This window comes from Streptomyces atratus (assembly GCF_014648655.1).
GTDB classification, from domain to species: Bacteria; Actinomycetota; Actinomycetes; order Streptomycetales; family Streptomycetaceae; genus Streptomyces; species Streptomyces atratus.
Genome location: NZ_BMRN01000089.1, coordinates 1 through 13,816, shown reverse-complemented (window position 1 = coordinate 13,816; position 13,816 = coordinate 1). Strand labels below are relative to the sequence as shown.

Here is a 13,816-nt window from a genome sequence, read left to right as displayed (position 1 = left end):
CGATCGCGCTCTCCCTCAGGGCATTGTCGTAGGCATCACCGACCGATCCGATGGAGGCGGCGATGCCGGCGGCGTCCAGATGCTCGGCAAGCCTGAAACTCGTGAGCACTCCGGCGCTCCGCGCCACCAGGCCAAGGATGGCCTCCACCCCCACCCTGAAGGGCAGAGCACTGGCCAAGATCAGAGGTAGACCAGACGCATCCCGCCCTTCCGCGCAAGCCGTACCACTTCGTAATCGGGTTCAACGCGCTTGCGGCCAGCGACCTTTCGGCGGGCGACGCGGGGAACGCGATGCACGAGCTTCTGAGTTCTCTCATGAGCTGGACCGCGAGCGGCATCCTGGCGTTCTTGGATGGTCAGGATCGTGACCGGATCAACCCCGACAAGTGACCGGGCTACCAGTGGCGGCTTCGCACCAGGCGCGGTTGCCGGTCAGGTGGTGCTGAGTCGGGGCAGGTCAGCTGGGGACCGCTTCAGAGCAGTCTCCCGTCCCGAAATCGGCCGCCCAGTGACAGCCGTGACTCCGGCGCACTGGGCGGTCACTGTGGGCTCAATTGCTCACGATCTGGCGACGGGCTGCTCCCAAGACACTGCTCACCGCTACGTACACTGCAGGTCAAAGGCCCGCGAGTGCTCACGGAACCTACAAATGAAACGGTCCGGCGCACCGCAAAAAACGATTCGGATTCGGCCCGCCCGAGTCGGCAGCCGGCCCGCACACGCGGCCCTCGGCGTCGCATCCGTGCACTCCTTCACGAGGACCGCGAGACAGCCACCGTGCATCACATTCGATTACCTACGGTAAGCAGTGCGGGAAAGTGTGTGCACCGCCGACGGGTAGTCGCGTCGCCTCATGCAGGTTGCCCTGGAGCGGTGTACGGGACGACTCTGGAGGGGGCACGACCTGCGGCTCGGAGAATTCGGCAGGCTGTGCATCCGAAAGACGACGGAGAGGCGCCGACCGTGAACGGTCGGGAACCTGTAGGGAAGCAGCCCGGCGCAAGTGGACACCGGGCTGTGCCACACACCGCGGACATGCGGGTGGAGGCATGGTCGCCGACGGTCGAGGGGTGCATCGGAGAGGCGGTACGCGCGGTGCTGGAGGGCTTCGCCGACACGTCCGGGGCTGCGGTTGTCGGTGAACGCGAATACGTGGTCACGGCAGAGTCCGATGAGGATCTGCTGGTGTCCGTCCTGGAGGAGGTCGTCTACCGGATGGATGCCGACGGTGAGATCCCACTCGCTGTTGAGATGGGGTCGATCCGGTCGGCGGGGGACGGTCGGGGCGTGTCGGTCCGCTTCCGGATGGCCGATGCCGGAACCGCCGTACCGATCGGTGCGGTACCGAAGGCCGTTTCACTGCACGACCTGCAACTGCGCGGCGGCCCTGGCAGCTGGACCTGCCGGGTGACCCTCGACGTCTGAGTGCAGGACGGGGAAGGGACAGGATCATGACGCTCACGGTGGCACTGGCAGGCGACACCATGCTCGGGCGCAGCGTCGCCGAGGAGCTGCGCCGCTCGCCGGCGCCGGGGACGCTGGTCTCCACGGGGGTCAGGAAGGCGCTCGCGGAGGCGGACCTGTTCGTGCTCAACCTGGAGTGCTGTATCTCCGACCGCGGGCAGCGCTGGCCCGACCCGCGAAAGGCTTTCTTCTTCCGCGCTCCCTCCGCTGCCGCGAAGGTGCTCGCCGAATTGGGTGTGAGCTGTGTGACGCTCGCCAACAACCACGCCCTGGACTACGGGTTCGATGCCATGGCCGACACCCGAACCCTGCTGGTCGGGGTGGGCGTCCACGCGGTCGGCGCCGGGGCGAACGTACGCGCGGCCCGGGAGTACGCGGTGCTGGAAGCGGGCGGTATACGGCTTGCGGTGGTGGGCGTCACGGATCACCCGCGGGAGTACGCGGCCGGCGAGGACACTCCTGGTGCGGCCTGGGCCGATCTTCACGCGGGGGTGCCCGGCTGGCTGACCGAGTCGGTGGGCCGGGCCGCTGCGGCGGCGGATGTCGTGCTGGTCACTCCGCACTGGGGCCCCAACATGACCTCCCGGCCTCCGCGCCATATCTCGGCCGCGGCCCCGGAGCTGCTGGCGGCTGGAGCGACGCTGGTCGCCGGGCACTCCGCCCATGTCTTCCACGGGATCGCTGACCGGATCCTCTACGACTTGGGCGACTTCGTCGATGACTACGCCGTCGATCCGGTCCTGCGCAACGACCTGGGGCTCCTCTTCCTGGTGACCTTGGACGGCCAGGATGCCGCGCACCTGGTTCCCGTCCGGGTGGAGGCGATACCGCTGGCCCTGGACTACTGCCACACCCGCCTGGCGCGCGGCGAGGACCGGGAGTGGATCCGCGAGCGGTTCACCACCGCCTGCGCCGAGTTCGGCACCACCGTCACCGATCGGATCGGACGGCTGACGGTCGACTGGAGGTGAGGGAAGTGGACATCGCACTCGTGGAGGAGAGCCCGTACCGCTTCCGTATCGAGCAGCGGGAGCCGATGCGCGTACCCGGGGTGGTGTTCGCCTCGCGGGCTCTGCTGCCGCAGGCGGCCGGGGACAAGGCGATGGAGCAGGTGGCGAACGTGGCGACGCTGCCCGGCATCGTCCGTGCCTCCTTCGCCATGCCCGACGTCCACTGGGGCTATGGGTTCCCGATCGGCGGGGTGGCCGCCACCGACATTTCCCGTGGCGGAGTCATCTCGCCCGGCGGCGTCGGGTTTGACATCTCCTGCGGCGTACGGCTGCTCGCCGCCGACCTCGACCGCGAGTCGCTCGGCCACGACCGGATGCGGCGGCTGATGGACATCCTCGACGACACCATCCCGCGCGGCATGGGGCGTGGCGGCCTGTGGAAGCTGTCGGGGGCCGGGGAGATGGACGAGCTGCTCGTCGGCGGCGCTCGGTACGCGGTCGAGCACGGGCACGGTGTGCCGCGCGACCTCGCACGCTGCGAGGACTACGGCGTCCTGGACGGCGCGGCCCCGGGGCAGGTGAGCAAGCGCGCCGTCGAGCGCGGCCTCCACCAGGTGGGAAGCCTAGGCTCGGGCAACCACTTCCTGGAGGTCCAGGCGGTCGATCAGATCTACGACACGGCCACCGCGGCGGCCTTCGGACTACGGGTGGGCCAGGTGTGCGTCATGATCCACTGCGGCTCGCGCGGCCTGGGACACCAGGTGTGCACCGACCACGTCCGCGTGATGGACCAGGAACTGCACCGGCACCGCATCCAGGTCCCGGATCGGCAGCTGGCCTGCACACCGGTCGACTCACCCCGGGGCCACGCCTACCTGGGGGCGATGGCGGCGGCCGCCAACTACGGCCGGGCCAACCGCCAGCTGCTGTCCGAAGCCACCCGCCACGCCTTCACGACGGCTGCGGGAGTCGGTCTGGAGCTGGTCTACGACATCTCGCACAACACGGCCAAACTCGAGACCCACGAAGTGGACGGTGTGGCACGTTCACTGTGCGTCCACCGCAAGGGCGCGACACGGGCGCTGCCGCCCGGCGACCCGAGCCTGCCGGAGGACCTCGTCCGGGCGGGCCAGCCGGTACTGGTCCCCGGGACGATGGGCACTGCCTCGTACGTGATGGTCGGCCTGCCTGGTAACGACGCCTTCCACTCCGCCTGCCACGGTGCCGGCCGGGTCTGGAGCCGCCACCACGCGCTGCGCATGGTCCGTGGGGAGCAGCTTCGCGGCCAGCTGGAGGCCCGGGGCATCGCCGTGCGCCCCTCGTCGTGGCGTGGTCTCGCCGAGGAGGCGCCGGAGGCGTACAAGGACGTCGACGCGGTCGCCGCCGTCACCGAGGGTGCCGGGCTCGCCCGGCTGGTCGCCCGTCTGGTGCCGCTGGGCGTCGTCAAGGGCTGAGCCGGTACGGAGCGGGAGAGACGGACGCAGCTTCCCGAAGAGCCTGGTCGGTGAGGTGCGCGCGGCCGGTGTCCGCGAGAGTGGCTCCTCCGCGCTCCCGCGCGGTTCGGCGGCGGCACGCGGTCACCGGACCGTCGAGCATGCTCCGACCATGTGGGCTCCCGCGCCTCGGCGGAACGCGAGTAGCGTGGAGGGTAGGTACAGGGTCGGCAAGAAATCCGGTCGAAAGCCGAGAGCGAGGATGACGGATTGCCGTCCTGCAGCTTGCGGGCATCGTCGGGCAAAAGGGCCCACTTTCGAGGCCATCGAGCAACAGCTCGTAGACGCAGTAACCGTGGAAGGAGCGGCGATGGCGGCCGCGGATCCGGAAGTCGTCGTGCACGCCGGACCGGTCCGGCTCCACGGGCAACTGTCTGTGCCCGAAGGAGCAACGGGCATCGTCGTGTTCGCCCACGGCAGCGGCAGCAGCCGGCACAGCCCGCGCAACCGCTTCGTCTCGACCTCGCTGAACAAGGCCGGCCTGGTCACACTGTTGTTCGACCTTCTCACGGCGGAGGAAGAACTGGACCGCGCCCACGTCTTCGACACCGCTTTGCTGGCCCGCCGCTTGGCCGACGCCACGTGCTGGCTCACCGGCCGGTCCGAGACCCATGGCCTCGCGGTCGGCTACTTCGGCGCGAGTACCGGCGCGGCCGCCGCGTTGTGGGCGGCCGCGGAGCCGGACTCCCCTGCCGTGGCGGTCGTCTCGCGCGGCGGCAGGCCCGATCTGGCCGGGCCCCGCCTGTCGGCGGTGACCGCGCCCACGCTGCTCATCGTCGGAGGCGATGACGAGATGGTGCTGGACCTCAACCGGCAGGCCCAGGCACTGCTGCGCTGCGAGAGCCGACTGGCCGTGGTCCCCGGCGCCACTCACCTCTTCGAGGAGCCCGGTGCTCTCGGAGAGGTGGCGGGCCTGGCCAGAGAGTGGTTCGTCGGCCACCTGAGTCGTCGTGCAGGACCAGGAGGTTGAGCGCCGGCGCGCCGCGCGGACAGATTCGCCCCCCCGCCGATCGACGCGGAGCGAGGCCCTCGGCCATGCGGAACGAGGCCGTCTATGCAAGCCACTTGTCTACGCGCATCATTGGGTTGCTTCGCTCGCACAAGCATTCCCGGCCGCAACACGGGCATCCCCGCTTCACATGTGCCTGTCGATGGCCGGTGAAGAAGTTTTGTCATGCACTTGCCATATCCTAGGAGGGGCAACACGATGGCTTGCGGATCAACCAGCCTGTGGGCCGGTGAAACCAGCTGGTTCTGCTGCGGCAACGCCTGGGGGCCCTGCTCCAGTGCCGGCGGCGGCGCCTGCGGCAACTGCCAGTCCAGCGCACACCACGGCGCGTGGCCCAACGCCTCACAGGCGTGCTGGAACATCACCCGGCCCGACCTCTGTGGCGAGAACATCCCCAGACGTGGCTGCGGTGCGGTGATGAACGTCAAGCACCAGTGCTCGGGCGCGACGGTCTGCATCACGATCACCGACTGCGGCCCGCGCACCAAGGACTGGTGCGGCGAGGCTACTTGCTGCAACGGCACCTGTCGCACCAACCGGGTCCTCGACCTGACTCCGGCTGCCTTCTCGGCGATCGGCAACCTGAGCTCGGGCAAACTCCCGGTCTACATCTACGAGTGAGGAGGACCGACATGACCGTACGACACGACCGGGCCGACGGGATGCGCCGCCGGCGCTTCCTCACCAATGCCGCCCTCGGCGGCGCGACCATCATCGGCGCGACCGCGCTCGGCGGCCTCGACGCCGAGGCCGCTTTCGCCGCGGAACCCTCGCTCGACCCCGCGATAGCCAAGTCCACCTTCGTGGAGGGCCGCATCACGGGCATCACCGGCAGCATCCTGGAGGTGGCCGGATCCAATGGCGGCCACTCGCGGGTGCAGATGACCAACGTCACCAGCGTGTGGAAAGTGCGCGCCACCACGGCCGAAGTGATCGAGGTCGGCGACGGGCTCTACGCACGCGGCGTCAAAATGCCCGATGGCACCGTGGCCGCCGACGCGGTGTGGGTGAACATCGTGAATCTGGACACGCAGATCCGCGGCATCGCAAAGAACCGGCTGCACCTCGCCCACGGGCAGCACGAACTGGTGGGCCACGTCGCCCCGGACGCCAGTGCCTCCTACGCGGGCCGCGCGCTGACGTCCGACCTGTCCCGGCTGCGCATCGGGCAGAGCGCCCAGGTGCTCGGTGCCTGGCGGCCGTCCGACAACTCCGTGGACGTCGTCCGTATCTCCGTCGGCCACTGATGCGGGACCGAGGACACAGAGAGAGGAAGAGATGCTGTCACTGACAACGAGCCTCGCCCCACTGGTCCTCGCGGCCCTGCTCGGGTGGACCGGAGCGGTCAAGGTGTTCAGCCGGGGCACCGCGCAGCTGGCGCCGAAGACGGTGCTGGCTCGCATGCTGCGCAGCAGTGAGCGCGCCACGACGGTACTGCGCGCGACCGGCGCAGGTGAACTCCTCATCGCCGCAGGTCTGCTGGTGGTCCCGGCGAACCCGGTGCCGGGGGCCGCCGTCGCGGCCCTCGGGGCGGGCTTCCTCGCCTACCTCGGCTACGGCCGGGCCATGGCGCCGGAGTCCTCCTGCGGCTGCTCGGCAAGTGAGGACACCCGCATCACCTGGCGGGCGTTCGCACGGGCGGCAGTCGTGCTCATCGGCGGGGCCACGGTGGCGGTGGCCCAGGGCACTTGGTGGTCGGCAGTCTCCGAGCGGCCTGGCGGTGCCCTTCTCTTCCTGGCCGGGGCGGCGGCGGTTCTGGTCGCCCTCTCGGCGGACCTCGACCGGTGGTGGCTGCTGCCACTGCGCCGGACGAGACTGCGTGTCTTCGGGCACCCGCTCCTCGGCACCGCCGCCGGGAACCAGGTGCCGGTCGCGGCGAGCGTCGAACTCCTGGAGAACTCCCTGGCCTGGCAGGCCGCCGCGCCAGTGGTCCGGTCTGCCTTGCTGGACCACTGGGAGGACGACGGCTGGCGCATTCTCCAGTACTCGGGTGTGTACGGGGACCGGGAGAACGCGCGCCCGGTCGCGGTGGTGTTCGCACTTGATGCCACGACCGGCCGCGACAGCGGTGGCGACCCGATCGTCCGTGTCAGTTATGTCGACGCGGACAGTGGGGAGGCGGTGGCCGTGGACGAACTGAACGCGGTGCCGTCGCGGAGGAACCTGCCGATGGCGGGCTGACGCCACGGACGGATACCTCGGCCCGCCACGGGCCTGAGGAGCACAGCAGGGCCGGTCCCGCGACCGCCGCGGGTCCGGCCCTGCTCGGACGGCGAGCCGAAACCTACTGCCGACGCGCCGCCGACCGGACCCCAGTTGCCGCGAAAAGCCGCGGACTGCTGCTGCACGAGACGGTCGCCCCGAGGGAGGCGGAGCCGTCCGGCGACGCACCGGTGGCATGATCGCATGGCTGAGCCGAAGCGCGGCAGTTGCCACGAAGGCAGGTTTGCTCTCACCAAGACCGGCATACGGTGTTGCGGTAGGTCATGCTTCGCGGTCGATGCAGCAACTCAACCCCCTGGATATCGCTCTCGGACTTGATGACAGTCCGGGCGCGGGCGAACTCGGTGGCGGGGAGGGCGCTTGGCACGCTGGCTCGCCGCCCGTGGCACAAGGCGTTGCGGTTCCGGCCCCTCGGCGGCAACGCCCGGCCCGGAAGCCCGCCAACCGGGCGGGCTTCCGGGCGGGTCCGGCATGGCGCCGTACCGACGTGCGACGTGCCCGGATGCTGGTGGCCTCCGAACCATGCAGGAGAGACCGTGGACGACCTCAGCTCTCAAGAAGCCCGGCAATCACCACCCATTGGCGCGAGCCATGACACTCCCGGTCAGCCGGGGGGCATCGGCATTGCGCTCGCCGCCGTGTTGACGGCCGCACTCGCGCAGGGTTCCTGGCAATGGTTCTCCACATACATCGGAGTGACGCTTCTCGCATTGATCTTCTCCTTTTACCGACTGCCGACGTGGATCCCTGGCCTCGGATCCACGTACATGCGGAATCTGGCCGCGTATTCGCTGGTTGTCGGCCTGTGCTGTCGGCCTGTGCGTAGCAATCGCACTGGCCCCCGCGCTGCAGCGCTGGGCATGGCTGTTTCCGATGCCCGGCACTCGTAGCGGGTGCCCTGAGCTCGGCAGGTACGAAGGCATCCGCACGGAGGCCGCGCTGGCGAACCTGGTCGATCGCGACAGTGCCGCCGTGGCTCACGCGCAGGAGATCCAGACCCATGATGCTGTTGCCGACTGCCTGTCAGCCACTACGACCCTGTGGCTGCCGGTGTACGGGGCCGGGGCGACCGTACTGGTGGGTCTGGGCGCGTGGTCCCTTGACCGAGCTCGGGTGAGGAAGGAGGCGGCCGTGGCCAGCCGAAATCCCCCTCGTAAGGACTGAGCAGGAGCGAACGCGACGGGACGGCGAGAAGCGACTGTCAGGGCCACCGCCAGCCTCTGACCGATTGTGACAAGCTGGGTGTCCCCGTTCCCCGTTGGCCTCGCCGAAGCAAACCCTTCGCGATCACACAAACTGCGTAAACCCAGTGTCCAGCAGCGCTGAGCAGTGGGCCGGGAACGCCCGGCATCACATGCGCGCGTGGTGTTCGATGTCTTCTCTGAACTTGGTGAGAGCCTGGTCGGTGAGTGTGGGGCGGGTGTCGGCGATGGCAGCGAGGTAGTCCTCGGTGCTGGCCGGCACGCCTTTGCGGTCGGTGACTTCGCGTTCGAATGCGGCGTGGGAGCCTTTGCGAGCGGCGAACTCGATGTCGGCGGGTGTGAACATCTCACTGGCTGACACCAGTCGGTGCAGCTTGACGTCGTTGGCAGCGGGGCCGAGGTAGCGCTGCCAGATCGCCGCCCGTGCTTTCGGATCGGGAGGGCCGACCGGAATGACGTAGTCGAACCGGCCGGGGCGCAGGAACGCCGGATCGAGGGTGCGGACGGAGTTGGTGGCGCAAATCAGCAGGCGGTTGTCGTGGTCGCGGAAACCGGGGATCAGCTTGAGCAGTTCATTGGTGACTCCGTGGCCGGGATCGACAGCCTGACCGGACCGGACGCCGGCGATCTCCTCGACCTCGTCGATGAACAGCAGTACGGATTCCAGCTCCGCCAGTTCGGCGAATGTGTCCCGCAGTGAGGCGGCCAGACCGCCGGTGGCACCCTCTGTGAGCCGGGAGGGAAAGAGTTCCACGAACGGCCAGGCCAGCCGGGAGGCGACCGCCTTGGCGAAACTGGTCTTTCCGGTGCCCGGCGGGCCGAAGAGAATGACGGCTTTCGGCGGCGTCACTCCGTATCGGTCGGCCAACACGGGCTCGGCCAGCGGCAGCACGATCCGCCGCTCGATGGCTTCTCTCTCTCGTTCCATGCCCGCGAGGGCACCCCAGAGCCCCTGCGGCAGCACCCTTCCGCCGAGCTCCGCGAGCAGACCTGCATCACTCGCCCCGAGATGCTCGACCTTCTCGTAGAAGGTCAACCCGTCGCGGGTGCGGTAGCCGGAGTTTTCCAGCGCCGTGGCTCCGGTGGCCCCTGGAGCGAGCAACGCACCGATCCGGCGCACCCCCTGTATGCGCAGACGCCTCTCGATCTCCGCGATCAGGGCGCTCCCGAGTCCGCGGTTGCGCCACATCCTTGCGAGCGCCACCAGCGTGATCCAGGCCCGCTCACCCTGGACCTGCGCCACTGCCATGCCCACCAGGTCCTCACCGACCACTGCAACAACTACGGTCCCGCCGGTCCGGGCTGAGGTCATGGCCTCAGAGACGGGGAACACGGGAGACATGTCGTCGTCCTGCCGGTCCTGATCCCAAATCTGGATTGCACGGTCCAGATCGTCGTCACGGAAGTCCCGCAATCGCCACGTAGGCATCATCGCCACCTTGCCGGCAGGTCGCCACCGCCACGCCGACACCCTTGCCGCGGGCTGCCCTGCGGCTGCCCCGCTCCTGCTCCTACCCCATTCTCCGCGCCGATCAGATGCCCGTCGACCGGGCGGGCGGGGTGTACGCCACCCGGGGAGAGGTCCCGGCGTTTGGTGATCGGCAGCAGTCCCTGCAGGTCCCGGCCGTTCAATTTCGGTGGCACGGTCTTCGATCTTCAGCGGCAACGCTCAAGCTTCTATGGCACAGGACACCTGTGGGTGCCCTGCCAACGGGGGTGCGGCGGAGTCAAGGCCAGTGCGCCAGGTGCATCCTCCCTCTCACCGCGTCTCGCACAAGGCGACCTGACTTGAGGTGTCCTAGCTTGGGAAGGGCAAGAGATTCGTCCACGCGAGGAGTCGTGATGGCTCACGGAAGCGGCAAGGACAAACTCGCAGGCAAGGCGAAGGAAGCCATGGGCAAGATGACTGGCAACCGACGCAAGGAAGCCGAAGGGAAGGCAGACCAGGCCAAGGGGCGGGCGAAGGAAGCCGTGGATGACGCCCAGAAGCGCATTCCCGGAAGGTCCGGCCCGAAGAATCCACTGATCACCGACGACGAATAGCTACAGGCCCCGGGCCTCTGTCCGAGCGGCGGGGGCCCGGTCCCATAGCAGATACTCCTTAATCGAACTTAGGTCCGATCCCGTTCGATCTGCCCAGCCTTCAACGATCTGCCCAGTCTTCAACAAGTTGACGATATGGCTCGTCGTTTCCCTGGACCGGGGTCCAGCAACAGGTCGCGGCGGTCGCACAGCGGCAAGCGGCAACATCCGGGTGCATCAGACGCTCTTCGGCTCGCGCGCCCCGCCTCTTCGACGCTGTCTTCTTGGCTGATGCCTTCTTCGCCGCCTTCTTCCGGGTTTCTATCTCGTGGAAGGTCCGCATCCAGGACAGTTTCGATCGCCAGGGGCTGATGGGCCAACCCGGTGCGCGCATCGCCGCAGGACGCGTGCACATCGTGCTCCCGAACCGGCCCGAAGCAACCCAGCAGAACGGCTACTTCCACGTGGGAGCCACCAGCGCCATCGCGAACAGCGCAGGCGGCCACGCGGCATTCACCCTGTTCACCGAGAACACCCCGGTGCTCACGGTGGAGTACAAGATCAATCTCCTGGCCCCTGCCGTCGGCGACCACATCAAAGCCGTGGGAACTGAAGTCCGGACGAACACAGCCGCTGATATCTGCGTGAACGCACACCCCGAACAGCGAATGTTCCCTCCCTTCCTGCAGCCAGGGAGACAGGTCGCTGATGGATCGAGGCACCAAGCAGTCGCCGCCCCGGGTGGCCTGGCAACTCGGGGTGGGAACGGCAACTTCGTCAGACGCAGACAGCGCCCACGCTACTTTCGTCGATGACACGGCGCAGGTCACACTGCGTCATGCCAAGATCCGCGAGAACCCAGATGCCGGCAGGCGGCCCGGCCAGCCAGTTAGGGAGACAGGCCAGGGGCGACCGGGCCACCGCCAGCACCCCCATCCTCATGCCAGACCCGCACCGCCGCATCCGGGCCGGCCAGATGCGCCCGCCGTCACCCCAGGCCACCCTGGAGTCATGGCAACACCACCGATCACCATCCACGCACCCACCCCGTCCGGCGCCCGGCCCGTGACCGTGCACGTCAACAGTCGCGACGAAAGACTCGGACTCGCACACAGCGATCACGACCTCATCGTGTTCCTCGCTGACGCCGGCTTGGCGGACCCGGAGCGGATCCTCGACAACCCCGCCGTGGTCCAGTGGCAAGGCGCCGCAGCACATCGGTACGAGGTCATCACCCACGACCAAGATCTGAGGGGCGTCGGCTACGCACTGGGCAACGGCGAGTAATTCCGGTCATCACACTTATCCAGAACAGGCGCCGAATTGGCTGATGAAGGAGTGCACGTGGACCGGGCGAGCGCATCGGCATGACACGCAGTATCTTCCGTGCCCCGATGAATGGGGACCAAGACCGCAGAGGCATCGGAGAAGAAGGCATCAGACCTGTGAAAACAAACAGGTCTGATGCAGTGGGGGTCACTAAAGGTCACGACAGGTCCCCACAGGACCCTCGGAACGAAACTGCCGAGGGGTCAGTCCCCCGTGTTGGTGGCCCAGACCGGGCGCCTGTCCGCGTTGTAGACGACTACGTTGCCGTCGTCCTGGACAGCGAGGTACGCACCCTTGCGCCAGGTTCCGGAGGCCCAGAGCGGGTGGCCGCCACGGTCGTACAGGACGAAGTTCCCGTCCTCCTGCATGACCGCATGGTCGCCGTTGGGGTAGGCGCCGGGGGCCTGCCACACCGGCCGATTGTCCTTGTACAGAACGAAGTTCCCGTCCTGCTGCACCCGCAGGATGGCCCGGCCGTTGCCCGAGGTCCATGCGTGGTTCTTGTGCAGCGTCGCCCTCGGGTGGATCAGCGTGTCGGACGTGGGGCGCGCACCGGAGGCCTGGGCGTGGCGGACCGCAGCCGGCGCGGACACGGAGGCCTGAGCGGTACCCGCCAGCGTTCCGCCGACCGCGAGCAGCGCGGTCGCGACGGCGAGCGGCGGGAAGATACGGAGTTTCATCAATTTCCCTTCAAGGGGGCGGAGGCGTCCTGTTTTCAGGCCGCACCATGAAACTCCCACAGATCCTTCGGAGAAAACCTGTTCCGAGAGATCTGGAATTAGTGCGGATTACCGAACTCCATATCAGCATGAATGGACGCTTGTTTCACGGAGAACCATCTCCCGACCTCAGCTCGATTCCTACTAGGAATTAAATGCAACTAATGTTCGAATCGTTACCACGTTCTCGTCCGGCGGCACCGACAGGATTTCGTCGCACGCAGGGCAATAGGCGGCACCCTCGGGCTGTCCGCTTTCCGCCCACTCCCTCGTCAGTTCCGTGTCATCGACGCCTGACCGCGCCGGCCCGGCCAAGGCAGTGGTGCGCGGCACCGTACACCGAACCATGTCGCCGACCGCCAGGACACCGCCGACCTGGTCTGGGCCTGGTTCGCAGGCCGTATCCCGGCGAGAAGCCTTCGAGGCGGGCGAGGAACCCTGCGGCAGTGGCCTCACCGCGCGGCCACCACCTGACCGGCAGTGATCGGATCCGCAGGCCGACGACCTGCGTTGGAGTGGGCGAGAGGTTGGGGCCTGCGGGGCGCTCCGCCGGTTCCGGTCTTCCGGCGATGCGAGGGACAGCCGGGAAAGGACCGGCGGCAGGGGCTCGGGTGGGGCGGCCGGGTGGGCGCGGAGGCACTGGAGCAGCAGGGCCACGAGCCGGCGGGACGCGGCCGACGCCGTGAGGGGGAGTTCGCGACGATGCCCGCGTTGGCCATGAGCGAACGCCTGAGGTCGCCTGGTGCGAAGTCGGCGCGCAGCCGGTCACTCTCCTTGGCGCGCCGGGTGAGTTCGGCGAAGCCGCGGGCGTTGCGGTCGAGGTCCTGTGCGAAGCCTGCTCCGTCGGGGATGGCCGAGAGGAACGCCCCGGAGAAACCCGCATCCGTCGCCATGCTGGTGCGCGTGGTCGCCGTGAACGGTGTGCCCGCTCGACTCACACTCGTGCACATGCTCGTCGTGAACGCGGTGGAAATGACCATCGTGCGCGTAGTCCACGTGGCCCTCATGCGGGACAGCGACGTGGCCACAGCCCCTCACTGTGCTGATGCTGTGGCCGGGATGAGGGGCATGTGCAGCGGTCATGACGTTTTCCGGGCGTGCCTCGGAAACCACCTGGGCGCATTCGCGTTGTGCCACTGGCTCGATCTTCCCCTCCAACGAGCGCCGGTACAGCCTTGTCGCCGTGACGCGTCCGTTCGGGTGCGAAAGGCATCCAATGCGGGGTGCCCCTCCCGGACCAGGGCCCCTCTGCGCGTCCAGCCCGTGCTGCTCCGGCGCGCCTCAGCCCCGGGGAAGCCCGGCGAGCGCACGAGTAACGTGCCGCCACCCCGGGGGCGGGGGGTGGCGGCACGCAGCAGATCCGAAAGGGCCCGCGGTCAGTGGCGGGCGGGGGTCAGGTCAACGG

General features: G+C 68.3%; 13 protein-coding genes and 1 pseudogene. 11 read left to right on the top strand and 3 right to left on the bottom strand.

Going from position 1 to position 13,816, the window contains the following annotated elements; translation table 11 throughout:
* Nucleotides 1-1,017: 1,017 nt before the first annotated feature.
* From IEZ15_RS41970 to IEZ15_RS46065, 8 genes and pseudogenes are all read left to right on the top strand, one after another.
* The gene (locus IEZ15_RS41970; protein WP_229846534.1) at nt 1,018-1,425 is read left to right on the top strand and encodes an archease; all 408 of its coding nucleotides are present in this window, start codon (nt 1,018-1,020) and stop codon (nt 1,423-1,425) included.
* A 26-nt stretch (nt 1,426-1,451) separates the two neighbouring features.
* Nucleotides 1,452-2,435, top strand: coding sequence for a CapA family protein (locus tag IEZ15_RS41965; RefSeq protein WP_189282211.1), 984 nt, complete (start codon nt 1,452-1,454; stop codon nt 2,433-2,435).
* 5 nt (nt 2,436-2,440) lie between these two features.
* Complete coding sequence (locus IEZ15_RS41960; protein ID WP_308427512.1) at nt 2,441-3,868, top strand: RtcB family protein; 1,428 nt, start codon at nt 2,441-2,443, stop codon at nt 3,866-3,868.
* A gap of 367 nt (nt 3,869-4,235) precedes the next feature.
* A pseudogene (locus IEZ15_RS41955) lies at nt 4,236-4,877 on the top strand (dienelactone hydrolase family protein); the annotation flags it as partial.
* Nucleotides 4,878-5,114: 237 nt separating this feature from the next.
* Entirely contained in the window at nt 5,115-5,537 is a 423-nt protein-coding gene (locus IEZ15_RS41950; protein ID WP_030926101.1) for an RlpA-like double-psi beta-barrel domain-containing protein, read from the top strand.
* Nucleotides 5,538-5,548: 11 nt separating this feature from the next.
* The gene (locus IEZ15_RS41945; protein ID WP_078852651.1) at nt 5,549-6,163 is read left to right on the top strand and encodes a cell wall protein; all 615 of its coding nucleotides are present in this window, start codon (nt 5,549-5,551) and stop codon (nt 6,161-6,163) included.
* A 31-nt stretch (nt 6,164-6,194) separates the two neighbouring features.
* A complete protein-coding gene (locus IEZ15_RS41940; protein WP_189282210.1) occupies nt 6,195-7,097 on the top strand; it encodes a MauE/DoxX family redox-associated membrane protein in 903 nt (300 codons plus the stop codon).
* A 578-nt stretch (nt 7,098-7,675) separates the two neighbouring features.
* Nucleotides 7,676-8,029 carry a hypothetical protein gene (locus IEZ15_RS46065; RefSeq protein ID WP_229846533.1) on the top strand — a complete coding sequence of 118 codons (354 nt, stop codon included), beginning with the start codon at nt 7,676-7,678 and terminating at the stop codon, nt 8,027-8,029.
* 460 nt (nt 8,030-8,489) lie between these two features.
* Here IEZ15_RS46065 and IEZ15_RS41930 read toward each other — a convergent pair whose 3' ends face one another.
* Entirely contained in the window at nt 8,490-9,770 is a 1,281-nt protein-coding gene (locus IEZ15_RS41930; protein WP_189282209.1) for an ATP-binding protein, read from the bottom strand.
* Nucleotides 9,771-10,183: 413 nt separating this feature from the next.
* Between IEZ15_RS41930 and IEZ15_RS41925 the strand changes: the two genes are divergently transcribed.
* The 3 genes from IEZ15_RS41925 (at nt 10,184) to IEZ15_RS41915 (ending at nt 11,650) form a co-directional block, all read left to right on the top strand.
* Complete coding sequence (locus IEZ15_RS41925; protein ID WP_189282208.1) at nt 10,184-10,384, top strand: CsbD family protein; 201 nt, start codon at nt 10,184-10,186, stop codon at nt 10,382-10,384.
* Between the two features lie 350 nt (nt 10,385-10,734).
* On the top strand, nt 10,735-11,178 hold the full coding sequence (locus IEZ15_RS46060; protein ID WP_229846535.1) for a PaaI family thioesterase: 444 nt from the start codon (nt 10,735-10,737) through the stop codon (nt 11,176-11,178).
* Nucleotides 11,179-11,374: 196 nt separating this feature from the next.
* Nucleotides 11,375-11,650: a hypothetical protein gene (locus IEZ15_RS41915; protein WP_189282207.1), complete on the top strand. Its 276-nt coding sequence runs from the start codon at nt 11,375-11,377 to the stop codon at nt 11,648-11,650.
* 245 nt (nt 11,651-11,895) lie between these two features.
* Here the strand turns inward: IEZ15_RS41915 and IEZ15_RS41910 are convergent, their stop codons facing one another.
* Both IEZ15_RS41910 and IEZ15_RS41905 read right to left on the bottom strand, forming a co-directional pair.
* Nucleotides 11,896-12,372, bottom strand: coding sequence for a hypothetical protein (locus tag IEZ15_RS41910; RefSeq protein ID WP_229846532.1), 477 nt, complete (start codon nt 12,370-12,372; stop codon nt 11,896-11,898).
* A 491-nt stretch (nt 12,373-12,863) separates the two neighbouring features.
* The gene (locus IEZ15_RS41905) at nt 12,864-13,304 is read right to left on the bottom strand and encodes a hypothetical protein (RefSeq protein ID WP_189282206.1); all 441 of its coding nucleotides are present in this window, start codon (nt 13,302-13,304) and stop codon (nt 12,864-12,866) included.
* Nucleotides 13,305-13,816 lie beyond the last annotated feature (512 nt).